At 69.5% G+C, this 25,873-nt stretch carries 20 protein-coding genes and 1 pseudogene; 3 read left to right on the forward strand and 18 right to left on the reverse strand.

Annotation, left to right across the window (positions count from 1 at the left end; translation table 11 throughout):
- The 15 genes and pseudogenes from RUH65_RS06020 to dinB all read right to left on the reverse strand — a co-directional run.
- A pseudogene (locus tag RUH65_RS06020) lies at positions 1-213 on the reverse strand (cell division protein FtsZ); the annotation flags it as partial.
- Positions 214-497: 284 nt separating this feature from the next.
- Entirely contained in the window at positions 498-1,262 is a 765-nt protein-coding gene (locus RUH65_RS06025; RefSeq protein ID WP_313816376.1) for an FtsQ-type POTRA domain-containing protein, read from the reverse strand.
- 65 nt (positions 1,263-1,327) lie between these two features.
- Complete coding sequence (murC, locus tag RUH65_RS06030; RefSeq protein ID WP_313816405.1) at positions 1,328-2,794, reverse strand: UDP-N-acetylmuramate--L-alanine ligase; 1,467 nt, start codon at positions 2,792-2,794, stop codon at positions 1,328-1,330.
- Between the two features lie 20 nt (positions 2,795-2,814).
- Positions 2,815-3,993 (reverse strand): undecaprenyldiphospho-muramoylpentapeptide beta-N-acetylglucosaminyltransferase, encoded by a 1,179-nt coding sequence (gene murG / locus RUH65_RS06035; RefSeq protein ID WP_313816377.1) that lies wholly within the window; start codon positions 3,991-3,993, stop codon positions 2,815-2,817.
- Entirely contained in the window at positions 3,990-5,249 is a 1,260-nt protein-coding gene (ftsW, locus tag RUH65_RS06040; RefSeq protein ID WP_313816379.1) for a putative lipid II flippase FtsW, read from the reverse strand. The genes murG and ftsW overlap by 4 nt, the downstream gene beginning before the upstream one ends.
- A gap of 11 nt (positions 5,250-5,260) precedes the next feature.
- Positions 5,261-6,820, reverse strand: a complete 1,560-nt coding sequence (gene murD / locus RUH65_RS06045; RefSeq protein ID WP_313816380.1) for a UDP-N-acetylmuramoyl-L-alanine--D-glutamate ligase — start codon at positions 6,818-6,820, stop codon at positions 5,261-5,263.
- A complete protein-coding gene (gene mraY / locus RUH65_RS06050; RefSeq protein ID WP_313816381.1) occupies positions 6,802-7,905 on the reverse strand; it encodes a phospho-N-acetylmuramoyl-pentapeptide-transferase in 1,104 nt (367 codons plus the stop codon). The genes murD and mraY overlap by 19 nt, the downstream gene beginning before the upstream one ends.
- Positions 7,902-9,428, reverse strand: coding sequence for a UDP-N-acetylmuramoyl-tripeptide--D-alanyl-D-alanine ligase (gene murF, locus RUH65_RS06055; RefSeq protein ID WP_313816382.1), 1,527 nt, complete (start codon positions 9,426-9,428; stop codon positions 7,902-7,904). Before murF ends, mraY begins: the two co-directional genes overlap by 4 nt.
- Positions 9,425-11,167, reverse strand: coding sequence for a UDP-N-acetylmuramoyl-L-alanyl-D-glutamate--2,6-diaminopimelate ligase (locus RUH65_RS06060; RefSeq protein ID WP_313816384.1), 1,743 nt, complete (start codon positions 11,165-11,167; stop codon positions 9,425-9,427). Before RUH65_RS06060 ends, murF begins: the two co-directional genes overlap by 4 nt.
- A gap of 17 nt (positions 11,168-11,184) precedes the next feature.
- A complete protein-coding gene (locus RUH65_RS06065; protein ID WP_313816385.1) occupies positions 11,185-12,984 on the reverse strand; it encodes a penicillin-binding protein 2 in 1,800 nt (599 codons plus the stop codon).
- 75 nt (positions 12,985-13,059) lie between these two features.
- The gene (locus tag RUH65_RS06070; RefSeq protein ID WP_313816387.1) at positions 13,060-13,842 is read right to left on the reverse strand and encodes a hypothetical protein; all 783 of its coding nucleotides are present in this window, start codon (positions 13,840-13,842) and stop codon (positions 13,060-13,062) included.
- Entirely contained in the window at positions 13,839-14,789 is a 951-nt protein-coding gene (gene rsmH / locus RUH65_RS06075) for a 16S rRNA (cytosine(1402)-N(4))-methyltransferase RsmH (protein ID WP_313816406.1), read from the reverse strand. The genes RUH65_RS06070 and rsmH overlap by 4 nt, the downstream gene beginning before the upstream one ends.
- 230 nt (positions 14,790-15,019) lie before the next feature.
- Entirely contained in the window at positions 15,020-15,451 is a 432-nt protein-coding gene (gene mraZ / locus RUH65_RS06080; protein WP_188806301.1) for a division/cell wall cluster transcriptional repressor MraZ, read from the reverse strand.
- Between the two features lie 523 nt (positions 15,452-15,974).
- On the reverse strand, positions 15,975-16,343 hold the full coding sequence (locus RUH65_RS06085; RefSeq protein WP_313816389.1) for a DUF3040 domain-containing protein: 369 nt from the start codon (positions 16,341-16,343) through the stop codon (positions 15,975-15,977).
- Positions 16,344-16,457: 114 nt separating this feature from the next.
- The gene (dinB, locus tag RUH65_RS06090; RefSeq protein WP_313816390.1) at positions 16,458-17,726 is read right to left on the reverse strand and encodes a DNA polymerase IV; all 1,269 of its coding nucleotides are present in this window, start codon (positions 17,724-17,726) and stop codon (positions 16,458-16,460) included.
- Positions 17,727-17,793: 67 nt separating this feature from the next.
- Here dinB and RUH65_RS06095 point away from each other — a divergent pair, with 67 nt between their 5' ends.
- Positions 17,794-18,903: a polyprenyl synthetase family protein gene (locus tag RUH65_RS06095; protein ID WP_313816391.1), complete on the forward strand. Its 1,110-nt coding sequence runs from the start codon at positions 17,794-17,796 to the stop codon at positions 18,901-18,903.
- Between the two features lie 22 nt (positions 18,904-18,925).
- Here RUH65_RS06095 and RUH65_RS06100 read toward each other — a convergent pair whose 3' ends face one another.
- Positions 18,926-19,315 (reverse strand): Rv2175c family DNA-binding protein, encoded by a 390-nt coding sequence (locus RUH65_RS06100; protein WP_313816392.1) that lies wholly within the window; start codon positions 19,313-19,315, stop codon positions 18,926-18,928.
- 250 nt (positions 19,316-19,565) lie between these two features.
- Between RUH65_RS06100 and RUH65_RS06105 the strand changes: the two genes are divergently transcribed.
- Both RUH65_RS06105 and RUH65_RS06110 read left to right on the forward strand, forming a co-directional pair.
- Complete coding sequence (locus RUH65_RS06105; RefSeq protein ID WP_313816393.1) at positions 19,566-21,263, forward strand: LysM peptidoglycan-binding domain-containing protein; 1,698 nt, start codon at positions 19,566-19,568, stop codon at positions 21,261-21,263.
- Between the two features lie 43 nt (positions 21,264-21,306).
- Positions 21,307-23,589, forward strand: a complete 2,283-nt coding sequence (locus tag RUH65_RS06110) for a PASTA domain-containing protein (protein WP_313816394.1) — start codon at positions 21,307-21,309, stop codon at positions 23,587-23,589.
- Between the two features lie 89 nt (positions 23,590-23,678).
- On the opposite strand, the gene RUH65_RS06115 is transcribed toward RUH65_RS06110, so the two are convergent.
- On the reverse strand, positions 23,679-25,082 hold the full coding sequence (locus RUH65_RS06115; RefSeq protein ID WP_313816395.1) for a class II 3-deoxy-7-phosphoheptulonate synthase: 1,404 nt from the start codon (positions 25,080-25,082) through the stop codon (positions 23,679-23,681).
- A 44-nt stretch (positions 25,083-25,126) separates the two neighbouring features.
- Entirely contained in the window at positions 25,127-25,834 is a 708-nt protein-coding gene (locus RUH65_RS06120; RefSeq protein WP_313816396.1) for a lysophospholipid acyltransferase family protein, read from the reverse strand.
- Positions 25,835-25,873: the final 39 nt, after the last annotated feature.

Raw genomic sequence — 25,873 nt, forward strand, 5'->3', positions numbered from 1 at the left:
GTTGGCGCCGGCGCCGAGGCCGCGGGTGAGCTCTCGGCCCACGTCCAGCTTCACGTCGGCATCACTCATGAGCAGCGCCTGGGCGTCCGTGTTGATGGCGATGAACTCCACGCCGCGGAGTCCGACGTCGATCATGCGGTTGACGGCGTTCACGCCGGCGCCGCCGATGCCGACGACCTTGATGACGGCCAGGTAGTTCTGCGGTGCTGCCACGGTATTTGTCCCTTGCTCGGTGTCTGTCTGTCTTGGTACCCGGTGGTGACGCTGACGCCCAGCGCGTGTCCCGGCCACTCAGGTTGGCTTAACGTTCAGGTTGAAGGTTATTGTTATGTCAACCTGTCTTCTGGTTGAAACGTTATGGTGCTGGCGGCGTTCGTGCAAAGACCCGCCCCCGGTGTGTCGTCATGCTCTCCCCGCTGGCGCCGGATCCCGGCCGTGGCGACCGTGTTGGCGGCGGTGCAGGTCCTGACCATCGGACGCCACCGGGTCACCGGACGTCACCGGGTGACCGGCCGGTCCGGCGTGGAGACGTCGAATTCCTGGATCGGCGCCTCCTCGTTCTCGGGAACGTTCAAGAGGGCCTCGAGGACCTGGGCCTTCCGGGCGCCCTTGTCCGCGTTGCCCCAGAGGACCGTCCGGCCGTCCGTCAGTTGAAGGGTGACCGAGTCCACGGTTTCCGCGGAGGCGGACTCCATGCGGGTGCGGATCGGCTCGGGCAGTGTGCCCAGGACCGAGGTGATCACGTCGAAGACCTCGGGATCGCTGACATCGTCCACGCTGGACACGCTGGGCAGCTGATACGTGGAGGCTCGATCCCCGGTCAGCGTGGCCAGGGCCTCCCCGCTCGCCGAGTAGAGGACGCGACCCTCCCCCTCCGGGACCATGGCCACCGGCTGGTGCTCCACGATCTCCACCGACAACGAGTTGGGGGGTTCGGCATGGACCCGGACCGTGTCCACGGCCGGTTCCCCGGCCAGGAGGTCCTCGACGGTCCGTTGGCCGACCTGCGGAAGCGGTTCTTCGATCACCGGTTCCAGCAGTTCCTCCGCCCGGCTCTGCTCCAGGAGGTCCGTCCCCGTGACCTTGATCTGCTGGATGGCCAGCACCGGGGAGAAATACAGCACCGCCCCGAGGATGGCCAACAGCACCAGGACAACGGCTCCGCTGATCAACCACACCCGGCGGTGCCGCCGGCGGACCTGACCCTGTGTCTCCGGGAACTCGACCACATTGTCCGCAGGCCGGGTGGCGTCCTCCGCCACAGCGGAAGCCGAAGCAGCATCCGGTCCCGCCGTGGCCGATCTGCTGCTGGGGGGCCGCTCGTCCGTCACGGGCGTCCCGCCCGCTCGGTCAGCGCCGCCAGCACCGCACTGCCCTGGGCGGTGACGTCCCCGGCCCCCATGGTGAGGATGACGTCTCCGGGCTGTGCCGCGGCCACCAGGGAGGTGACGGCGGCGGGCGCGTCCGCTGGCACGGTCGACGACCCTGGCAGTTCCGTGCGGACCTGGCGGGCGATCAGCGAGGAGTCGACGCCCTCGATGGGCTCCTCCCGCGCGGGGTAGACCGGCAGCACCCGGACCCCGTCCGCCGCCGAGAGTGCTGCGGCGAAGCCGTCCGCGAAGTCGCGGGTGCGCGAGTACAGGTGGGGCTGGAAGAGCACGTGGACCCGGTTTCCGCCGGCCACGGTCCGTCCGGCGGCGATCGCTGCGGCAACCTCGGTCGGATGGTGGGCATAGTCGTCGAAGACCCGGACACCGGCGGCCTCGCCCCGGAACTCGAAGCGGCGTGCCGTGCCCCGGAAGGCCTCGATCCCCCGTGCCGCGGCACCGACGTCGAGGCCGGCGTGCCGGGCGGCGAGCAAGACCGCCGCCGCATTGAGCGCGTTGTGCCGACCGGGCACGGCCAGGGTCAGGGACGTCGTCGTTCCCTCCGCCCACCGGTAGGTGAGCCGCTGTCCGGTGCCGCCGGACAGCTCAGCCAGCTCGCTGCCCACCAGCACAAGGTCATCGGCCCGTGCCGGATCCGATCCATAGGTGGCCACCCTGGGCACCGGACGGCCGTCGACGGCCTCGGTGCGCGCCCACTCCGCGGCCTCGCGAGCGCCGGCGTCGTCGGCGCAGGCCACCAGGACGCCCTCGGATGGCAGGAGCCGGACGAAATCCCGGAACACCGCGGTGACGGCCTCCACGGAACCGTAGAAGTCGAGGTGGTCGGCCTCCACGTTGGTCAGGATGGCGATCTCCGGGCGGTAGTTCAGCAGGGTGCCGTCCGATTCGTCGGCCTCGGCGATGAACCACTCGCCCCCGCCGGCGGTGGCGTTGGTCCCCAGACCCGCCACAGCAGCCCCCACCGCGAAGGTGGGGTCGGCGCCCGCGTCAGAGAAGGCCATGGCTGCCATGGAGGATGTGGTGGTCTTGCCGTGGGTGCCGGCCACGGCAAGGACCCGGTGACCGGACATGGCGGCGGCCAGGCCCTCGGAGCGGTGAAGCACGGGGATCCCGCGCCCCACGGCGGCGTCGTACTCGGGATTGCCCGGACCTGCGATCGAGGAGGCGATGACGGTGCCCACCGCTCCCCCGCCGTCCTGGGCGAGGCGGTCGAGGTGGGCGGCGTCATAGCCCACGAAGACCGTGGCTCCAGCCGATTCCAGCTCCCGCATGACCGGCAGGTCCTTGGCGTCCGTCCCCGAGATCTCGACACCGAGCTGCTGCATGATCCGGGCGATGCCCGAGACACCGACCCCGCCGAGGCCGAGGAAGTGGACGCGCCCCAGGCCGGCCAGGGCCGGGGGCATCGACGGTGCTGACGGGGGGTTCACGAGGCGTCTCCTGGGTGGTTGCTGGAGGAGGAAGAGGTCCGGCCGGCGGCCTGCAGGACCAGACTGGCCATGGTGTTGTCGGCGTCCCGGATTCCCCGGGACTGGGCCGCGGCGGACATGGCCGTCAGCCGTGCGGGGTCCTGGGTCAGCGGAAGGAGCTCGCGCCGGACCCAGTCGGCGGTGAATGCCTCGTCCCGGACCATCAGGGCTCCGCCGGCTGCCACGAGACCGCGGGCGTTGAGGGCCTGCTCCCCGTTGCCGATGGGCAGGGGGACGAGGACGGCGGGCAGACCCACGGCGGCGAGTTCGTGCACGGTGCCCGAACCGGCCCGCGCGACGATGAGGTCCGCGGCAGCGTAGGCCTGTTCCATCCCGTCGAGATATTCTCGCTGGTGGTAGCCCGCAGCGGTGACCGGGGTGCCGTCCGCGCCCAGGACCTGCTTGTCCCGACCGGTCAGGTGCAGCACCTGCAGGCCGGCGGCGGAGAGGTCGGGCAACGCGGCGGCGATGGTCCGGTTGACGTTGAGGGCGCCGGAGGACCCTCCGGTCACCACCACCGTGGTGAGCCCGGTGTCCAGGCCGAGTGCCCGCCTCGCCTGTACCCGTGACGCGTCCCGGTCCAGCGTGGAGATCTCCCGGCGCATCGGCATGCCGACGCAGCGGGCCCGGGGCAGGACGGTCTCCGGGAAGGCCGTGGCCACGACGGCGGCCTTGCGGGCACCGACCTTGTTCGCCAGTCCGGCCCGGACGTTGGCCTCGTGGATGACCAGCGGCAGGCCGCGGCGGACGGCAGCCAGGTAGACGGGGGTGGAGACGTATCCGCCAACCCCGACCACCACGTCCGCCCGTCGGCGGTCCAGGATCTCTCCGGCCTGGGTGACGGCCCGGCGCAGTCGCAGGGGCAACCGCACGAGGTCCATGGTGGGTCTGCGGGGCAACGGCACCCGGTCGATGGTGTCCAGCTCGTAGCCGGCGTCCGGGACCAGCCGGGTCTCCAGGCCCGAGGTGGTACCGACCATGGTGCAGTGCACCCTGGGACTCCCGGCGTCTTCGGCCGACGTGGCGTCTGCACGGGGGTGGTGTGCAGCTTCGAGGGCGCGCGCGATCGCGAGCATGGGGCTGACGTGCCCGGCGGTCCCACCGCCCGCCAGGACGACGCGGAGCGGTTCGGTCATGAACGGGCCTTCTTCCCGGCGCGGGCGGCGCCGACAGGGGGTGTGGGTGGTCCGGCGGCTCCGGAGGCGGGGACGGCGGCGGCCTCCGCTGCGGCCTCCTCTTCCTGGCGCTGTTCGCGGGCGAAGGCGAGGACCACGCCGACTCCGGCCAGGACGAACGTCAGCGCCGAGCCACCGTAGGAGATGAAGGGCAGCGGGACACCGATCACCGGCAGCAGACCGGTGACCATGGCAATGTTGATGAAGGCCTGACCGATGATCCAGATGAGGATGCCGCCGGTGCAGATCCGGACGAAGAGAGAAGTCGAGCGGCGCGCCACCCGGAACAGGCCGATGGCCAGACCGGCGAACAGTCCGATCACGAGGAGGGTCCCGGCCAATCCGAGCTCCTCCCCGAGGATGGTGAAGATGAAGTCGTTCTCCGCCTCCGGGATGTAGCTCCACTTCTGGCGGGACTGGCCGAGTCCGACCCCCCACCAGCCGCCGGAGGCCAAGGCGTACATGCCGTGGTCCGGCTGGTAGCAGGGTTCCGTGGGGAACTCGCAGTTGCCCAGCCAGGCCTGGATGCGCACGGCACGGTTGGCCGAGGTCAGGGCCATGATCACGGCCCCCAGAGCACCGATGCCGCCGGCCATGAGGAAGTAGCGCAGCTTGGTGCCGGCCAGGAACAGGACGGCGGCCATGATCATCATGATCACCATGGCGGTGCCGAGGTCCCGGCCGTACATGATCAGGCCGAGCAGGATGGCGCCCACCGGGAAGATGACCGGGACGATCGAGTGCTTGAGCTGACCGACCAGCTTGGCCTTGCGCTCGAGGACCACGGCGGCCCACAGGGCCAGGGCCAGCTTGGCGGCTTCGGAGGGCTGGGCCGTGAACGAGCCGATCTTCAGCCAGTTCTGGTTGCCGTTGACCTCGTGGCCGAGCGGTGTCAGCACCAGGGCCAGCAGGAAGATCGCCAGCAGGATGGCGGGCCAGCCCAGAGACCGCAGCCGGTCCGTGCCCAGCCGGGAGAGGACGAACAGGACCGCGAACCCGACCACGGCGAACATCGCCTGCCGGATGAACAGGTCATAGGATCCCGAGGACTCCCCGATGTTCTCGACCGAGGAGGAGGAGAGCACCATCACCAGGCCGATGACGGTCAAGGCCGCGGCGCAACCCAGGATGAGGAAATACGAGGTGCGGCTGGAGCCCTGGCCTTCGAGGAATCCCCAGGCCCGACGCCACACGGGCCGGTGGGGTGTGGTCACCATGCAAGGGCTCCTTAGCTGCCCAGCCCCTTGGCTTCCATGAGGCGGGCGACGGCGTCGATAAAGGCGTTTCCTCGGTCTGCGTAGGATTCGAACTGGTCCATGGACGCCGCTGCCGGCGCCATCAAGACGACGTCCCCGGGCCGGGCCACCGCATTGGCTTCACGGACCGCTGCGGCCATGGCCTGATGGCCGTCCGAGGGGTCTTCTCCAGTGTCCCGCACGGCGGTGGAGAGAACCGGGACGTCCGGCGCGTGTCGCCGCAACGCCCCGGCGAGTTCGCCGGCGTCGGCGCCAATGAGCACGACGGCGCGCAGCCGGCCGACGTGGCGCGCGACGAGCTCGTCGTAGCTCACCCCCTTGGGCAGGCCGCCCGCGATCCACACGACATCCGCGAACGCCGCCAGTGACGCATCGGCCGCATGGGGGTTGGTGGCCTTGGAGTCGTTGATCCACAGCACGTCGTCGGCCTGGGCCACCAGCTGGATCCGGTGGTCGCCGGACCGGTAGGAGCGCAGCCCGTCGCGGACCGCGTCCGGCGCCACCCCGATGGCGCGGACCAGTCCGGCGGCCGCCAGGGCGTTGGCGACCTGGTGCTGCGGGGCGATCGGACCGAGGTCCTCCACCTGGCCCAGTTCCAGGGCCTGGTTGGCCCGGTCCTCCAGGAAGGCCCGGTCCACGAGGAGGCCGTCCACCACGCCGAGCATGGACCGTGCCGGGGTGTCGGTGGTGAAGGACACGGCCCGGCAACCCTCCTGGACGTCCGCCTGCTCGACCATGCGCATGGTCAACGGCTGTTCCTCGTTGAACAGGCAGGCCAGCCGGGTGTGCTCGTAGATCTTGGCCTTGTCCGCACAGTAGGCCTCGAAGGAGCCGTGCCAGTCGACATGGTCCTCGGCGAGGTTGAGCACGGCTGAGGCAGCGGGCTCGATGTGGTGGGTCCAGTGCAGCTGGAAGCTGGAGAGTTCCACGGCAAGGGTGTCCCAGCCCTCGGGGTCACGGATCGCGTCGAGGATGGGCGTGCCGACGTTGCCGCACGCGATGGCCCGCTGCCCGGCGGCCAGCAGCATCGATTCGACCATGCCCACCGTGGTGGTCTTGCCGTTGGTGCCGGTGACCACGAGCCAGTCCGCGGTCTTGCGCCCGGCCCGTTCGCGGACCCGCCAGGCCAACTCCACCTCGCCCCAGACGGGGATCCCGGCCGCGGCGGCGGCCGCCAGGAGGGGCTGGTCGGGCCGCCACCCCGGGGAGGTGACGACGAGCTCCGGGGCCAGCCCTCCGACGTCGGGCAGGGAGGCGGTGTGCCGGTCCCCCAGCAGCACATCCTGGACGCCCACGATGAGGAGGGTCTCCGCCTTGGCCTGGTGTTCCGGGCTCTCCAGGCCGTCGACGACCACCACGTGGGCGCCGAGCTCGGCCAGGGTGTCCGCCGCTGCGAAACCGGACAGGCCCAGGCCGGTGACGACGGCGCGCAGACCGGTCCAGTCGGCGTCCCAGCTGGTCAGTGCCGCGAGGCGGTCAGCGGGGTCGGTCCGGGGTTCGGGGGTCTCGCGGATCACTGGGAGAGCACCCATTCGCCGTAGAACAGGGCGATGCCGACGGCCACGCAGAGCAGGCCGATGATCCAGAACCGGATGACCACGGTGACCTCGGCCCAGCCCTTGAGCTCGAAGTGGTGTTGCAGCGGTGCCATCAGGAACACGCGCTTGCCGCCGGAGAGCTTGAAGTAGCCGACCTGGATGATGACCGAGAGGGTGATGAGGACCATGAGCCCGGCCAGGACAACCACGAGGAGTTCGGTCCGGGACATGATGGCGAAGCCTGCCAGGGCGCCGCCGAGGGCGAGCGAGCCGGTGTCCCCCATGAAGATCTTGGCCGGCGCGGTGTTCCACCAGAGGAACCCGATCAGGGCGCCGGTGAGGATGGACGCCAGCACGGCCAGGTCCATGGAATCCCGCACCTCGTAGCAGCCGGGCCCCTCGCCGGTGACCCCGCACGACTGGTTCGCCTGGAACAGGGTGATCAGCATGTAGGCGGCGGTGATCATGGCGGTGGCGCCGGTGGCCAGTCCGTCCAGGCCGTCCGTCAGGTTCACGGCGTTGGTGGTGGCCGTGGTGATGAGGTTGGACCAGACCACGAAGAGGATCACACCGAGGACCGGGCCGGCGAAGGCCAGGTCGATCGGCAGGTCCCGGACGAAGGAGATGGCGGTCGAGGCGGGGGTCAGCCCGCGCTCGTTGGGGAAGTTCAGGGCCAGCACGGCGAACGTGATGCCGACGACGGCTTGGAGGACGATCTTGGCCCAGGGAGTCAGGCCGAGTGAGCGCTGGTTGGAGATCTTGGTGAAGTCGTCCAGGAACCCCACGAAGCCCATCCCGACCATGAGCAGCAACAGGATCATGGCCGAGGCCGTGATTCCCGCGTTCTCCAACTGCAGACCGGACATGATCCAGTGGGTCAGGAAGTAGGCGAGCACGGTGGCGACCACGAAGACCGCTCCACCCATGGTCGGCGTGCCGCGCTTTGTCGCGTGCGAGGTGGGGCCGTCATCACGGATGAACTGGCCGTACCCCTGACGGACGAGGAATTTGATGAACAACGGCGTGCCGATGAGTGTCAGCACGAGCCCGAGGAGGGCACCGATCAACAGGCCTATCACTGGCTCTGCTCCTTCCGGTCCCCGGTGGTCGGGACATCCATGGGGCCCGGACTGGCCGGGCCATGTGCGAGCCGATCGCCTAGATCGCCCAGGCCGGCGCCGTTCGAGGACTTGAACAGGACGATGTCACCCGGGGCGAGCTTGCCCCGGAGCAGCTCGACAGCAGCATCAAGGTCTTCAGCGAAGTCGACCTCGTCGCCCCACGACCCCTCGTTCACCGCAGAGGTGTAGAGCGGACGGGCGCCGCGGCCGACGACCAGGAGCTGATTGATGTTCAGCCGAACGACAGCGGTGCCGATCGCGGTGTGCTCTCTGATGCGGGCGTCGCCCAGCTCGAGCATCTCCCCCAGCACCGCCCAGGTGCGCCGTCCCGTGGACCGGCCCATCATGGCGAGGGTCTGCAGGGCCGCCCGCATGGACTCCGGGTTCGCGTTGTAGGCGTCGTTGATGATGGTGATGCCGTCCGGACGGTCGGTGCGTTCCATCCGCCGGCGGCTCGTGGCTCCAGCGCCGTTGAGCGCCGCGGCGATCCCCTCCACGGCCAGGCCCGCGGCCGCTGCCGCCGCGGCGGCCGCGGCGATGTTGGAGGCGTGATGCCGCCCGATGAGGCCGGAGGCCACGGGGTGGGGTTCGGCGGCGGTGCCCGCGCCGAGACGCAGATCGAACTGAGGCTGCTCGTCGGCGTTCGTCGTGAGGGAGCCGGCGAGGGCGGAGAAGGCGGCCGTGCCCGCCTCGAGGTCCGCGTCCACCAGCGGGAAGGAGCCGTCCTCCACGGAGAACCAGACCACGCGTCCCCGGGTGCGGGCGGCCATCGCGGCCACGCGGGCATCATCCCGGTTGAGCACGGCGTAGCCCTCAGAGGGCAGGGACTCGACCAATTCGCCCTTGGTCCGGGCGATGTTCTCGACCCCGCCGAACTTGCCGGCGTGAGCGGATCCGACCATCAGGACGACCCCGATGTCCGGCTGGACCATGGAGGAGAGGTACGCGATGTTGCCCACTTCGTCAGCACCCATCTCGATCACGAGGTAGCGCGTGTCCAGGGCGGCCCGGAAGACGGTCAGCGGCACGCCGACCTCACCGTTGTAGGAGTTCTGCGGCGCCACCGTGGGACCCGCGGTCGCCAGGATGGTGGCCAGCAGGTCCTTGGTGGTGGTCTTCCCGGCCGAGCCGGTGATGCCGATGACCGTGGTCGGCGAATGCTCCCGGATCCGCTGCACGATGTGCCTGGCCAGCCGTCCCATGGCCAGCACCACGTCGTCCACGATGACGGCCGGGTCCGGTCGCCCCCCGGCATCCGTGGTCTGACGTTCGGCCAGGATGAGAGTGGCACCCGCGGCGCGGGCAGCCGGGATGAAGTCATGCCCGTCGGCGTGCTCACCGGGCTTGGCGATGAACAGGGTCCCGGCAGCGGCCTCCCGGGAATCGGTGGTGGCGGAGTCGACCGTGGCACCGGACGGCACGGAGGCAGACAGGGTGCCTCCCGTGGCCTCGGCGACGGCGGTTGCGGTGAGTTCGATCATGACCCGTCAACTTTACGTCCACGCCCATGAGAATCCGATGAGGGGCTGAAACCGTGCCGTGCCAGGGCGGCCCGCAGTTCCACCCGGTCGTCCAGGGCCACGTCCACACCGTCCATGTCCTGGACGGTTTCATGGCCGCGGCCGGCCAGCAGCACCGTGTCGGCCGGTGTGGCCAAGGACACGGCCAGGTCGATGGCGTCCTGGCGCGGCGCGGTCTCGTGGACCTCGATCTCGCGGCCGGTTCCGGCGGCCTGACGGGCCGCCTCCCGCACGCCGGTGAGCACCTCGGACCGGATGCCGGCGGGCTCCTCCGTGTGGGCGTCGTCATCGGTGACGATCACGATGTCGGCCCACTCGGCCGCGATGCGACCCATCACCGGTCGCTTGGCCCGATCCCGGTCCCCGGTGGCACCGAAGACGAGGATGGTGCGGCCGCTGGTGTTGCCGGCCGCCTGGCGCGCATCCCGGACGGACTCCAGCGCACGCACCATCCCGTCAGGGTTGTGGGCGAAGTCGACGATGCCGTCCGGGGACTGGCCGACGACCTCCATGCGGCCGGGCACGGCCGTGGCGAACGGCCCCTGGCCCACCGGCACGTTCAGCACGCGGGCCACGGCGTCCCACTCGGTGCCGGGGAGGGATTCGAAGACCATGACGGCGGCCAGCGCGGCGTTGGCCACGTTGAACCGTCCGGGCAGCCCGGTGGAGGCGGTGACGCTGCGGCCACTGGCCGCATGGAGCAGGGAGAACCGGTGCCCGAGGCCGATGGCCTCGACGGATGTGACGGTCCAGTCCGCGCCCGTCAGCGGCGTGCCCCCGTGGTCGGCCGCGGGCCCCAGGGACAGGGTCGCGGTGGGGCAGCCGGCGGCGGCGGCCATCCTGGTCCCCCAGGTGGTGCCGTCAGGGTCCGGGGCATCGGGGCCGCCGTCCAGGGTGACGACGGCGCGACCGGTCCGTCGGGCGTCGAAGAGGCCCGCCTTCGCGGCGAAGTACTCCTCCATGGAGCCGTGCAGGTCCAGATGGTCCTGGGTGAGGTTGGTGAACCCGGCGACCGCGAAATGCAGGCCCGCGACCCGCCGGTAGCTGATCGCGTGGGAGGAGACCTCCATGGCGGCCGAGCTCACCTGTTCCTGGCGCATCATCGCCATCAGCGCGTGCAGCTGGGTGGATTCGGGGGTGGTCAGGGTGCTCGGGACCGTGCGGCGTCCGGCGCGGATCTCGATGGTGCCGATGAGGCCGGTGGTCTCCCCCCAGGCCTCCAGCAGCGAGGTGAGGAAGTAACTCGTGGTCGTCTTGCCGTTGGTCCCGGTGATTCCGTACATCCGCGGGCCCACCCCCGCGTTCCGGTAGATGGCCGCGGCAGCCGGCCCGACGGCGTCGCGCACGTCCCGCACCACCAGGACCGGGGTGCCCGGGGGCAGGTCACCCGCCAAGTCCGCCCCCGCCCGGTCCGTGAGGAGCCCGGCGGCCCCGGCTGCGACGACGGCGGCGGCGAACTCGGCACCATGGCGGTTGGCACCGGGCACTCCCACGTAGAGGTCGCCGGCCCGCACCGCACGGGAGTCCATCGCGATCCCGGCAGGCCCGGGCTGCCCGGGGAGCCCGCTGTCCACGCCGGCGAGCTCGACGGGCAGGCCTGAGCGGTTGAGGGCCTCGATGAGGTCGTTCCAGTCCAGCGGGTCCGTGTGGTCCGGGCGGAAGGCAGCATCCTGCTCGGCAGGACTCAGGGGTGAGGTCATGGTCTGGCAGTCCCCTCTTACCAGGGACGCTTCTGCGGGTCTTCGGGGAAGACGTCGTAGTTCTGCGGTTCCTGGTCGATCGGCGGCACGTTGTACTTGGTCAGCAGGTAGGACAGTACCTCGGCGGCGGTGTCCTCCACCTGCCAACTCTTCCAGTCGCCCTGCGGCCGGTACACGGAGATCGCCACGACGAACTGTGGATCATCGAGGGGGGCGACGCCGGCGAAGGAGGTGGTGTAGCCGTTGTAACCGCCCACGCCGGCGGCCTCGCCGGTACCGGTCTTGCCGCCCACGCGGTATCCGGGGATCTGGGCCGGCCCGGCGGTGCCCAGTTCGACGACGCCCTCCATCAGGCGGAGCATCTCCTCGGAGGTCTCCTCGGAGTAGATCCGGGTGCCATCGTCCTCGGGGAGGACGTTCTCCGAGCCGTCGGCGTCGATATAGGCGTCGATCAGCTGGGCTTTCTTCTCCACCCCGCCATTGGCGACCGTCTGCAGGATCTGCGCGAGGTGCAGCGTGGTCTGGGTGTAGCCCTGGCCGAACATGGTGGTGAACCGCTGGCGGCCGTCCCACTGGGACGGTTCCACCAGGATGCCCTTGTTGCTGCCGGGCAGGCCGATGTCGATGTGCTCGCCGACACCGAGCTGCTTGAGGTAGTCGTAGCGGACCTCGTCCTCCACGGTCTGGGCGACCTGCACGGTACCCGTGTTGTAGGACCGGGTGAAGATGCCCGCCGTGGTCATGTCATAGGTGTCGTGCGGCATGGAGTCGTTGATGACCTGGCCGTCGAACTCCTGCTTGTTCGGGACCGTCCAGGTGTCCGTCGGAGAGATGCCGCCCTGCTCGAGCGCCGTGGCGAAGGTGGAGATCTTGCCGGTGGAGCCCGGCTCGTAGGACTGTGTCAGAGACGTCGGCCGCCAGAACAGACTGTCCGTGGCCGAGGGGTCCGAGGGGTCCACGGTGGTGGAGTCGGCCATCGCCACGATCTCGCCGGTCTTGGCGTTCATCACGGTGATGTTGCCCCAGTCGGCGTTGTAGGAGTCGGTCTTGCGGGCGATCGCCTCCTGGGCGAACCACTGCACGTCCTGGTCGATGGTCAGACGCAGGTCCTGGCCGTCCACGGCAGGAGTCTCGGAGAACTCCGCGTTGGGGATGCGCACGCCGTCCGCGGCGATCTCGTAGGTGCGTTTGCCCTCGGTGCCCGAGAGGTGCTCGTCCTGGCTCAGCTCGAGGCCTTCCAACGGGGTGCCGTCTCCCCCGAGGAACCCCAGGATGGACCCCGCCACCGAGCCGTTCGGGTAGGAGCGTTCAGACACCGGCTCGGCCAGCAGCCCGGGGATGCCGATCTCCATGGCCTGTTCCTTGACCTCCGGCGTGATGCCCTTCACGACGACCTTGTAGGGACGGTCACCCACCATCCGATCGCGCAGTTCTTCAGCGTCCACGTTGAGGATGCCGGAGAGCTCCTGGAGCGAGTCCTCCAGGGCCACGTCCTCCATGGAGTTGGTGTCGTTGTTCCACTTTCTGTAGTCCTTGACGAGCCGCTGGTCCGCCACGAGGTCGTAGCGGTCCACCGACGCGGCGAGCACGCGGCCCTGGGAGTCGAGAATGGAGCCGCGCTCCGGTGTGATCGAGACGGAACGCAGCCGCTCTTTCATCGCCTCTGACGCATGGCCCGATGCGTCGACACCCTGGATGACCACCAACCGCAGTGCCAGGACCACCAGCAGGGCCAGGGCGAGGAGGATGCCGAGCCGCAACCGGCGCCCGCTGGCGTCAACGGTGGCGCCGGTTCCGGTTCCGGGAGTCCTGGCCATCTACGGTGTCCTTCCTGCCCGGTGTCGGGTGGGTGCTCTAGGGGGTTGCGGGTGGTCGGTCAGGGGCGTGTCAGCTCAGTTCCCGCTGGCGGAGAACTCCGGTGCCGGGATCGTGCCGCCGTTGAGGCTCTCCGATTCCCCGTCCGCACTCTCCTGCGCGGGGCTTTCGGCCGTGTCCGCCGAGCCGTTCGCGGCGGCGTCCGCTCCGGAGGGGACCGGCAGGGCAGCGAAGGCGCCGGCGCCGGCGGGGGCCTCCACCGCCTCGGATGGTTCCGCGTCCGCCCCGGTGGCGGCCGAGCCGGCAGCGGCTGCGGCCTGCTTCTCGGAGGGGCTGGCGGGGGCGGCCACATGCCCACTGGGCTTGTCCTCGGCATCGGCCGCGGTGGCAGTACCGGTGACCGCGCCGTCGGACAGGTCGATCGAGGCGACATCTCCGGGATTGACCATGCCCAGCTTCGTGGCCTCGGCCGCCAGGTTCTGGGGCGCCTCCAGGTGTTCGACCTGCTGCCGGAGCAGCTCGTTGGACTGGCTCAGGTCCAACTGCTCGTTCTTGAGCGAGACCAGGTCGTACTGGCGGTTGGACACCGTGATGTTGGTGACGAGGACAGTCATCAGCGCAGCGACCAGCACGGCGATGCACAGTCCGGCGAATCCGCGACCGGACTTGCGGATGGGAGCGGGAACGAGCGCCAAGGGGGTGCGTCGGCGCGACGAGGCGTTCTGGCCGGCGTCAGTGTCGGACCGCCGTGCGGGCCGGATGACGGGTTGCCAAGGAGCAGCCTGTCCGATCTGCGGAGCGGTGCTCTCACGGGTCGGGACGGGCTGCTGCATGGCGGGTCGCTCCTGCGTTGCGGTCATGCTTTGCTCCTTGATGCTCTGATCTTCTCAACTGCTCGCACTTTTGCTGAGGAGGCGCGAGGGTTTTGTTCGATTTCTTTCTCGGTGGGTTTGTCCACGCCCCGGGTGACGACCTTGACCACGGGAGCGTGTTCCTCGAGTTCGATCGGGAAACCGGGGGGCGCCGTCGAGGTGGCATCGGCCATGATCGCCCGCTTGGTGATCCGGTCCTCGAGGGAGTGGTAGCTCATGACGACCAGCCGGCCGCCGACGGCCAGGTGGTGCAACGCCGCCGGGAGCGCGTCCTCGAGGACGTCGAGCTCCTCGTTCACCTCGATCCGCAGGGCCTGGAAGGTCCGTTTGGCCGGATGACCACCGGTCTTGCCGGCCGCCACGGGGACTGCCCCGCGAATGACCTCAACGAGGGGACCGGTGGAGGTGAAGGGTGATTCGGCCCGGGCCTGGACGATGGCGGAGGCGATGCGTCCGGCGAACTTCTCCTCGCCCCAGGCACGGATGATTCCCCGCAGCCGATCCTCGTCGTAGTCGTTGACCACGTCGGCGGCGGTGATGCCGCCCGTGGTGTCCATGCGCATGTCCAGCGGGGCGTCATACGAATAGGCGAAGCCCCGGCCTCGTTCGTCCAATTGGTAGGAGGAGACACCCAGGTCGTAGAGCATGGCGTCGGCCTCGTGGAAGCCGCTGGCGGCCAGCGCGTCACCGACCTCGTCATAGGTGCCGTGCCAGGTGTGGAGGCGCTCCCTGGCCCAGGCCAGTCGCTCGGTGGCGAGGCGGAGGGCTTCGGTGTCACGGTCGATGCCCACGACGACGGCGTCCGGGTGACGCTGCAGGATCGCCTCGGCGTGGCCTCCCATGCCGAGGGTGCCATCGAGGTAGACCGGCGCACGTCCGGCCCGGCGGGCGGCTTCGAGGCCCGGCGACATCAGGTCCAGGACACGGTCCTGCATCACGGGTACGTGCCGGTCCTGTGCCGGAGTCGGTTCGATGCCCACGCCTTGTCTCCCCTTCCTCGCTGATGGATGTCCCGGTCCCTTAAGTGACAGGCGGACCCTTGGATCAGATCCCCATCCGCTCACCGGTTCCGTGCCTGGCCCGGGGGAAGTCGGGTCAGGTCCGGCCGAGGGCGGCTGGAGGTCTCATTCAAGAATCCGCGCTGTGTGGTTATGCTCCCGGTCTCCTAGAAGATCCCGGGCAGTACTTCCTCGTCCGTCTCGGAGAACGCGTTCTCCTGCTCCTCCAAGTAGGAGGCCCAGGACCCGGCATCCCAGATCTCGGCCCGGCTGCCGGCACCGATCACGGCGAGCTCCCGGTCCAGTCCCGCATAGCTGCGCAACGGGGCCGGAATGGTGATGCGTCCCTGCTTGTCCGGCGTCTCGTCCGAGGCACCGGACAGGAACACACGGATGTAGTCCCTGGCCTGGCGTGAGGACAGTGGTGCCGACCTCATCTGCTCGTGAACCTTCTCGAACTCACGGGCACTGAAGACATAGATGCAGCGCTCCTGCCCTCGAGTGAGGACCAAGCCCTCTGCCAGCTCCTCACGGAACTTGGCCGGAAGGATCAGCCTCGCCTTCTCATCCAGGCGCGGCGTATAGGTCCCGAGGAACACGACCCACCACCTTTGCCGTCCGAGAGGTGCGCGTGACCCTCCTTCACCACCAACCTCCGATGTCCTCCACTTTACCCCACAACCCCCCACAGTCAAGCCAATACGGGGTAGGAGACACGGCGTGGCGCAGTGCGGTTCGCGGCTGCCGTGACGTCCCGACTCGGACCACATGCCTTGTCATCACGGGGATTCACGGCGATGAGACAATGCACCCTTCCGCTCAGGCTCAGCCGGGGAGGGAGGTGGAGGACGTGGAGGGAGTCCTGCGTAGTCGACGCCCTCCCGGCGCGCCGCGGCGGCCCGCTCCCCCGGCCTGGGGCCGAATATCATCCGGGGCCACTGCGGGAAAGGAAATGGGGAGGGAAGTGGGGAGGAAAGCGGGAAGGCAGCTGGGAGCCCCGCCGAAGGAGACGGAGGCCCGCCGACCTATCCCGTTAACGACGAAACCCCGCCGCGGGGCGACGGGGTTTCGGTTCCGGGCACGCCGTGGCGCACCGGAGAGTCAATGATGGTCAGTGCACGATCAGGGTTCTTGGTTGCGGCGGTCCTCCCACCGCTGTTCCAGGTTCGCCATGAAGGGTGAGTTCTTCTTGGCGGCGGCGGAGTCGTGACCCCGTCCACGCGTGGGTTGCCGTGATCGGCTGGTGGCCACGTAGACCCCGGCCGCCATGACAATGAACCCGATGATGCCCAACCAGATGAACTGTTGGGAGACGCCCCACAGGAGGGCGCCGAGTCCCACCGCCGCGGTCACCGCGCCGGCCACCAATCGGGTGGTCGAAAAACGAGAGGTACCCGCTTCACTCATGCTCGTGGCAAAGTGCGGGTCCTCTGCATTCAGCTGTTGTTCCAGCTGCTCAAGGAGCTTCTGCTCCCGCTCAGACAACGGCATCGCTGCCTCCTCTTCCGGCCCGGGCCTTCCCGTCCGTCTAGCATAGGGCTCGCCCGGGCCCCCACGCCATATCGGTGACGCCTCTTGACCGTCTTGATACGAACAGTTCCGCGATCAGCGAATATCCTCTCTCGGCGCCGGCCCCGTTTCCGGAGCGTTCCGCTCCACCAGCGTGGCGGGCTTCAACGCGGCGCCGGGGAATTTGCGGCGGATGTCATCGGCCACCCGATCCGCCTCGGACCAGTCTGCCGGAGGGTTCTCGTCCTCCCACAGCAGTGCCTCCTGCAAGACCTCGTCGGCACCTGACAATCGCTCCGCGCGGATCCCCAGCAAGCGGACCGGGAGGCGCCGGCCGTCCAGGAGTCCCGCCAGGAGAGCTTCAGCAGCCTCGGCGAGGGGCCCGGCGGAGTCCACGGGCGCCGGCAGCGTCATGGTGCGGGTCTTGACGGAGAGGTCCGGCGCCTTCACCTTGACGCTGACCGCCCCCGCACGAAAGCCGGCGCGGCGCAGCCGGATGGCGCCCTCGTGGGCCAGCGCCACCAGGTGCCGATGGAGGTCGGCCGGATCCCGGACATCCCGCTCGAACGTCTTCTCCACGCCCAGGCTCTTCGTCTCGCGCTCGGGTGTGACGGGACGGGGGTCGATCCCCCGGGCCAGCTTCAGCAGTGCCGGCCCCTGGACTCCGAGCCACCGCTCCATCCGCTGTGGGGCCTGGGCTGCCAGATCGCTCACCGTGGTGAGGCCGGCCGCCACCAGTCGCTCACGCAGCACCGGCCCCACGCCCCAGAGGGCGGAGACCGGCAGGGGGTCCAGGTAGGCGCGCGTCTGCTCCGGAGGGACCACCACGAGGCCATCGGGCTTGGCCCGCGTGGAGGCGATCTTGGCCACGGACTTGGTGGCCGCCGCGCCCACGGTGCACGGCAGCCCCGTTCGTTCTCGGACCTGCTCCCGGATCAGGGCGCCGATGCGCGCGGGCGAACCGAGCCGGCGTCGTGCCCCCGAGACATCCAGGAAGGCCTCGTCGATGCTGAGCTGTTCCAGGACCGGCGTGAAGGACGCCAGAATCCGCATCACATCCGAGGAGGCCGCGGCATAGCGTTCCTGCCGGGGTTCCACCACGGCGACGCCCGGGCAGAGTGCCTGTGCGTGCGCCAACGGCATGGCCGAGCGGACCCCGAAGGCGCGTGCCTCGTAGGAGGCGGACAGGACCACCGATCGACCGCCGCGGTGTGCGACGAGCGAGGGAATCCCCGCCAGTTCGGGGTGGTCGAGCAGCTCGACGGACAGGAAGAAGGCATCCATGTCCACGTGCAGGATCACCGCGTCCCAAGAGCCATCCACGCCGCCGCCCTCGGCGGACGTCAAGGTCCTGCGCTGTGTCATCGGTCCAGCCTAGAGCCCGCGGCCACCGGTAGGCTGGGCACGCCGCCGAACCACCCCAAGGAGCACCGTGCCCATCCCCCCCTCCGCCACCCAGGCCACCGATGCCGACCCCGCGTCGGCCTTCGTCCAGGCCGTGGGGACCCGCATGGTCGAACTGCTGGACGGGTATCGTGACCGCGCTGCGGCAATCTCCGACTCCACCACGCCTTTGGTGGAGTCGATCGCCGGCCTCGTCCGAGGCGGGAAGAGAATGCGGGCCGTGCTGTCCTGGTGGGGCTGGCAGGGCGCCGGCGGTCAACCCGACGATCCACGCATCCTGGATGCGGCCGTGGCACTCGAGTTGTTCCAGGCCGCGGCCCTGATCCACGACGACATCCTCGACCGGTCCGACACCCGCCGGGGAGCCCCCAGCATCCACCGCGCCTTCGAGGCCCGGCACCGGCGGGCGGGCTGGCGGCAGGACCCGGGCCACTTCGGTGTGTCCGCAGCCATCCTCACAGGTGACCTGTGCCTGTCCCTGAGCGAGGAGGTGTTCGCCTCCGCCGCCGATGCCTCCACGAATCCGGCGGGCGCGCGAGGCCTGTTCAACGAGATGCGGTTCGAGGTCATGGCCGGCCAGTACCTGGACATCCTCGATGAGGTCGAGGTGCCGGGCCAGGACCCGGCCGAGGCACTCCAGCGGGCTCGCACGGTCCTGCGGTTCAAGTCCGCCCGGTACTCCGTGGTCCACCCGCTGGGGCTGGGCGGGATCCTGTCCGGCGCGGACGAGGACCTGCTGGAGCACTATGGCCGGATCTCCGCACCCCTGGGTGAGGCGTTCCAGCTGCAGGACGATCTGCTCGGCGTCTTCGGTGACCCCGCCGTGACCGGGAAGCCGGCCGGTGACGACCTGCGTGAGGGGAAGCGCACCGAGCTGGTGGCACACGCCCTGGACCTGCTCACCCCGAGTCAGGTGGCAGAAGTGGAGGCGGCGCTGGGCGATCCGGAACTGCCCCCTCGGGCAGTGTCCCGGATCCAGAACCTGCTGGATTCAGGAGGCGCCCGCGCCCGGGTGGAACGCGAGGTCGTCGACCTCGGTGACGCTTCTCTGGCCGCCCTGGTCGATGCGCCCATGGCTCCCGGTGCCAAGGCTGGACTGGAGCGATTGGCCCGGCAGATCCTGAACCGGAAGCACTAGTCTGCGGCCGGAGGACTGAGTACTACCAGGCCAGCGCCTGCGCCCTCCGGCGGATCTCCGTCTTCCGCCCCTCCCGCAACGCGTCGATCGGACGGCCCGGGAGGGACTCGTCCGGCGTGTAGAGCCAGCGGATGGCCTCGTCATCCGAGAACCTGGCGTCCCGGAGAACCGAGATGGTCCCCTTCAGCGGCTCCAGTGGCCCGTCCTCCACCAGGAAGAGTGTCGGAACGGCACGGGCGTGGCGTTCACCGACCTTGGCGGTCAGCAACCGTCCGTCACTGACCATGTTGTGGACTCGGGTGACCGGGATGTCCCATCTCTCGGCCAGGTCGGGAAAGAACTCCCAGTCCTGCACCAGGTCTTCGAGCGTCGGCTCCTGCGATGCGGCGTTGCTGCCTGCGGCGGTATTCACCAGTCCAGCCTAACGACTGGCTGGGCGGCATGGGACATCAGACGTCCGGAGCGGGCGGTCACGACTGTCCACCCGCAACGCTGCCCCGTTGCCGAATCGTTACCGTCTAGATTCCCTTCTGTAACTGCCTTCAGGTACGTTTACATCTGTCACATTTTCATTACAGGCATCATCTGACGTGGTTTGTCATTCTGTTCACACCCGTGACAGAAGCGGCCTCGGTGGTGCAGCACCTTCAGAGGAAACCCACATGACTGATCGCCCTTCCGGCACGCCACGCCTGTTGAAGTCCGCCCTGGCCACGTCAACCCTGCCGCTCATGGTGCTGGGCTCAGCCGCCCTGGCCACGCCGGCGGTAGCCGACGCCCCCCGTCAGGCACTCACCCCGCGGTCCGCCTCGCCCGTGAACATCGAGACGGCACAGGTGCGCCTCTCCCCCACGTCTCTGGCGTCCAGCGTTCCCGCGTCCTTCTCGGGTGCCGGTGCCGTCAAGACCGCCAAAACCGCCTCCAGCTACACGGTCAAGGCCGGGGACACCCTGTCCCACATCGCCGTGCGCCACGATCTCTCCTTGTCGGCACTGCTGAAGGCCAGTGGCCTCTCGGCGTCCACGATCATCCACCCGGGCCAGAAGATCACGCTCCCGGGCTCCGCCCCGTCGTCCTCCACGTCCGGCCAGACCGCGAGCAGCGGAACCACCGCGCAGTCGTACACCGTCCAGGCCGGGGACACCCTGTCCCACGTCGCCGTGCGCCATGGCCTCTCCCTCTCCTCCCTGCTGACGGCGAACGGTCTCTCCCCGTCGTCGATCATCTACCCGGGGCAGAAGCTCAAGCTCTCCGGCGGCGCGACCGTTGCTCCGGCCTCGTCCGGCGGCTCCGCCACGGGTGCCTCCAGCACCACCAAGACCTACACGGTCGTCGCGGGGGACACCCTGTATGGCGTCTCCACCCGCCACGGCGTCAGCCTCTCCACCCTCCTCAAGGCCAATGGCCTCACCGCCTCCTCCACCATCTACCCGGGACAGAAGCTCAAGCTGTCCGGCACCACGAGCACCCCTGCGTCCACGCCGGCTGGCTCCCCGGCCGGGAACACCGCGGCCTCGACCTACACGGTGAAGTCAGGCGACACCCTGTCCGGCATCGCCGCCCGGAACGGCATGGGCCTCTCCGTGCTGCTGAAGGCCAACGGCCTGTCTTCGACGGCCACCATCCACCCCGGCCAGAAGCTCAAGCTCTCCGGCAACACCACGGTCGCCCCTGCCTCGTCCGGCTCCACTGCAGGCAGCGCCGTCACGTCGTACACCGTCAAGTCCGGTGACACCCTCTACGGCATCGCGTCACGGAACGGCATCAGCCTCTCCACCTTGCTGGCGGCCAACGGGTTCAGTGAGACGGCCACCATCCACCCGGGCCAGAAGCTCAAGCTCTCCGGGTCCGGGTCGTCGACCCCCGCCGAGGACGACCTCGTCCCGAACACCTTCCTGCACTACACGTACCCGGACCACGTCGTCCGCGACGCCAACGAGAACAAGCGGGCCCTGCTCAATGCCGGTGTGCCGTCCCGTTCCCAGATGCAGGCGATCATCGCGGACACCGCCCGTCAGATGGGCGTCGACCCGTCCCTGGCCCTGGCCCACGCCTTCACCGAGTCCAGCTTCAATCACGCCTCGGTCTCGCCCGCCAATGCGATCGGCGCCATGCAGGTCATCCCGAGCTCGGGCGAGTGGGCCTCAGACCTCGTCGGCCGCAAGCTCAACCTGCTGGACCCGCAGGACAACGCGACGGCCGGTGTGGCGATCATCCGCCAGCTGCAGCGCACGGCCGGCTCGTTCGACATCGGTGTCGCGGCCTACTACCAGGGACTGGGCGGGGTGCAGCGCAACGGCATGAAGTCGGACACCAAGGACTACGTGGCCAAGGTCAAGAACTACATGAAGCGCTTCTGACCCTCTGGTCCCCGGACCGGGCCTTGCGCCGGTCTACCCTGTAATGGTGAAGGAATACCGCGCCGACCCCATGAACGGGACCGTCATCGAGGGACGGTACGAGGTCCGAACCCGGCTGGCCCGGGGTGGCATGTCCACGGTGTATCTGGCCGTGGACCTGCGCCTGGACCGCGAGGTCGCGCTCAAGGTCCTCTACCCGCACCTCGCCGAGAACCCCGACCTGGTCGAACGGTTCGAGCAGGAGGCCAAGACCGCGGCGCGGCTCTCCCACCCACATGTGGTCAACGTGCTGGACCAGGGCGTGGACGAGCACCCGGACGGGGACCTCGCCTACCTCGTCATGGAGTATGTGCCGGGCTACACGTTGCGCACGGTCCTGGAACGGCGCAGCTCCATGACGCCTCGTGTGGCGTTGGCCTACCTGGAGGCCATCGTCGACGGGCTGGCCGCGGCCCACCGGGCCGGTCTGGTCCACCGCGACATGAAGCCGGAGAACGTACTGGTGTCCCGCGACGGCCGCATCAAGGTCGCCGACTTCGGCCTGGCCCGCGCCACCACCAATTTCACCGGGACGGGCGCCGCCCTGGTCGGCACCGTCGCCTACATCTCCCCGGAACTGGTCAGCGGCTCCCCCGCGGACGAACGCAGTGATGTCTACGCCGTCGGCATCATGGCCTACGAGATGCTGACCGGCCGGCAGCCCTTCACCGGCTCCTCCCCCATCCAGGTGGCCTACCAGCACATCAACAACGAGGTGCCCGCCCCGTCCGAGGAGGTCCCGGGACTGGCAGCCGAGCTGGACCGGCTGGTGCAGTGGTCGACGGCCCCGCATGCCCGCGACCGGCCGGCGGACGCCACCGTCCTCCTGGCCGAGATCCGCAGCCTCCGCTCCTCCCTCCCGGACGAGGACCTCGATGTCGAGGCACCCGCGGCTGCCGGGGCCGCAGCGGGCGCCGCCGGCCCGGCGGCCGGCACCGAGGTGCTGGGGCCTCAGGGATACGACCACGAAGCCGAGTCCCACGGCCCCGAGGATTCCGACGGTGCCGTCGGTCTCGGGGACGACGGCGAGTCCTGGGACCATGACGCCACGGACGTCATCGGGGCCGTGGACCACATCGACGCCACCGATGTCCTGGATCCCGGGGCGACCACGGTCCTGCCGCCGTCCGGCCATCACCGCACCACGGTGCTGCCCACGCTCCAGCCGGACGAGCACGGTGCGCCACCTGCCCAGGCCTCCGACCGGTCCGACCCCTCGGGTTCGTCCGGAACGCCCGCCCTCGGCGCACCCAGGACGGAGACGACCGGGAGGACGGGACGGATCGGGCGGACCGTCGGGGCACCAGGTCGTTCCGCGTCGGCGCGCCACCAGCGGCGCCAGGCGGCCCGCCAGGCGAAGACCCCCACGGAGGCCCTCGGCCACCGCAGCGGCAAGCGGATGTGGATCTGGGCCGCCGTCGTGCTGATCATCACGGCCATCCTGGTGCTGGCGGGCTGGTTCTTCGGTGCCGGCCCCGGCGGAATGGTCACCGTCCCGGAGGTGGAGGGCCGCAGCAAGGTCTCGGCGGTGGATGCGCTCCAGCAGACGGGGGTCGGCTATGCCCTGGCCAGCGTGCACCATGACGTGGTGGCCGAGGACAGCGTGATCGCCACCGATCCCACCGGCGGGACCGAGGTGAGGCGGTTCAACACCGTGCTGGTCACGGTGTCCTTGGGGCCCGAACTGTTCGAGGTTCCCGATCTGACCGGTCTGGGGCAGGACGAGGCCGAGGCCACGCTTCAGGACGCCGAACTGTCCCTGGGCGCCGTGGCCCACGAATACTCCGACACCGTGGAGCAGGGCTCCGTCCTCAGCCAGTCCCCCGCCCCCGCGGAGGAACTGCGCCGCAACCACGCGGTCACCATCGTCGTCTCGGACGGGCCCCAGCCGGTCGCCGTCCCCGATCTCGCCGGGATGACGGTGGAGGAGGCCGCGTCCGAGCTGGAGGCGGCCGGCCTGCAACTGGAGGTCAGCGGCAGCGAGCATTCCGCCTCCGTCGAGGCGGGCCGCATCATCACGCAGGATCCGGCCGAGGGTGACGTGCTGCCGGGGACGACGGTCACGGCGGTCCAGTCACTGGGGCCGAGGATGATCGAGGTCCCCGATGTCACCGGCCGACCCCAGGATGAGGCACGCCGTCAGCTCGAGGAGGCCGGCTTCGAGGTGGAGGAGACCGAGATCCTCGGTGACTTCTTCGGCAGCCGCGAGGGCCGGGTCCGGAACCAGTCACCCGAGTCCGGAGCCGAGGCCGCCGAGGGATCCACGGTGCGGATCCTCATCCTCTAGTCATCCTGTGGACCTCCCGTGATCCGACCGCAGGTCGCCCGGCCCAGGCGGACGTCCAGCCCTCCGGGCCGGATGTCCGCGTGGGTGCCCTAGAGCGAACGGTCGGGGTGGGACAGTGCCTCGGTGACCAGGAACGCCATCTCGAGGGACTGCTGGTGGTTCAGCCGCGGATCCACCAGCGTCTCGTAGCGGTCGGCGAACGCCGATTCGTCGATCGGGTCCGAACCGCCCAGGCACTCCGCCACGTCGTCACCGGTCATCTCCACGTGCAGGCCACCCGGGTAGGTCCCGGCGGCCCGGTGGACCTCGAAGAAGCCCCGCACCTCGTCCATGACGTCGTCGAATCGGCGTGTCTTGTACCCGTTGGCGGCGGTGACCGTGTTGCCGTGCATCGGGTCGGTGACCCACAGCGGCTGGGCTCCGGAATCGCGGACCGCCTCCACCAGGGCGGGCAGGTTCTCCCGGATCCTGCCGGCGCCCATCCGGGTGATGAAGGTCAGCCGGCCCGGCTCACGCTCGGGATCGAGCTTGTCGATGAGCGCCAGGGCGTCCTCGGGTGCCGTCGTGGGCCCGAGCTTCACGCCGATCGGGTTCCGGACCTTGGAGAGGAATTCGACGTGGGCGCCGTCCAGGTCACGGGTCCGCTCACCGATCCACAGGAAGTGCCCGGAGGTCGAGTACGGCAGGCCGGAGCGGGAGTCGATTCGGGTCAGGGCCCGTTCGTAGTCCAGCAGCAGGGCCTCGTGGGCCGTGAAGAAGTCCGTGCGACGCAGGGCGCTGAAGTCCACGCCCGCGGCGTCCATGAACCGCACCGCTCGATCGATCTCACCCGCGAGCTCCTCATAGCGGGAGTAGGCGGGATTCTTCATGAAACCCTGGTTCCAGGCGTGCACGGACCGCAGATCGGCGAATCCGCCCTGGGTGAAGGCACGGACCAGATTCAGGGTGGCGGCGGAGGTGTTGTAGGCCTGGACCATGCGCTGCGGATTGTGACGGCGGGACTCCGGGGTGAAGTCGAAGCCGTTGACGATCTCGCCGCGGAAGGACGGCAGGGTGATGCCGTCCCGGGTCTCGGTGTCCGAGGACCGGGGCTTGGCGAACTGCCCGGCCATCCGGCCCATCTTCACCACCGGCAGGGAGGCACCGTAGGTCAGGACCACGGCCATCTGGAGGATGGTCTTGACCCGGGCACTGATCTTGTTGGCCGTGGCGCCGGCGAACGTCTCGGCGCAGTCACCACCCTGGAGCAGGAACGCCTCGCCCTGGGCGGCGGCGGCCAGCTGGGTGCGGAGCACATCCACCTCGCCGGCGAACACCAGCGGCGGGGCGGAGGACAGCTCCGCCATGGCGGACTCGAACTCGGCCGGATCCTCCCACGTGGGTTGCTGGGATACCGGCTTCGACCGCCAGTCATCCAGGCCGGGATAGTCGGCGGCGCCATTGGATTGGGCTGAGCCGAAGGCCGGGAAGTCTGTGGTGGGATCCGAAATCATGGTTACAGGGTACGGAACCCCGGCCGTGGATGCGTGCTTGTGACCTACTGCGGGCCCGGTGCGTCCGGTGCACCCGGTGCGGGCTGACTCTTCACCGTGGAGGCGTAGACGTCCACGTATTCCTGGCCGGAGAGGCGCCGGATGGCCTCCACGATCTGGTCGGTGACCTGCCGCTCCACGAAACGGTCGCCGGCGCGGTCGTAGTACTCCGAGAAGTCCAGGGGCTGGCCGAAGATCATGCCCACCCGACGGATGCTGGGGATCGTGCGGCCGATGGGCTGGACCTTGTCCGTGCCGATCATCGCGATCGGCACCACGGGCACCCGGGCGTTCAGGGCGAGCTTGGCCACACCCAGCTTGCCCCGGTACAGCCGTCCGTCCGGGCTGCGGGTGCCCTCCGGATAGATCCCGAGGAGTTTGCCGTCCTGCAACACCTCAAGGCCGGACCGGAGCGAGTCGAGCGAGGCCTTGCCGCCGGCCCGGTCCATGGGCAACTGGTTGGTTGCCTCGAAGAACTTGCGGGTGATCCACCCCTTGGGTCCCTTGCCCGAGAAGTACTCCTTCTTGGCCAGGAAGTGCACCTGCCGGTCCAGCTGGGCCGGCATGAAGATGGAGTCGGACACCGAGAGATGGTTGCTGGCCAGGATGGCCGCCCCCTCCTCGGGCACGTTGTTCAGCCCCTTCACCCAGGGGCGGAACAGGAGGTTCGTCACGGGTGCCACCACCAAGGTCTTGGCGAACCAATAGAACACGGAAGACGAGCCTCTCCTCAGACGGTGCGGACCGGCACC

Source organism: Citricoccus sp. (genome assembly GCF_032154715.1).
GTDB lineage: Bacteria > Actinomycetota > Actinomycetes > Actinomycetales > Micrococcaceae > Citricoccus.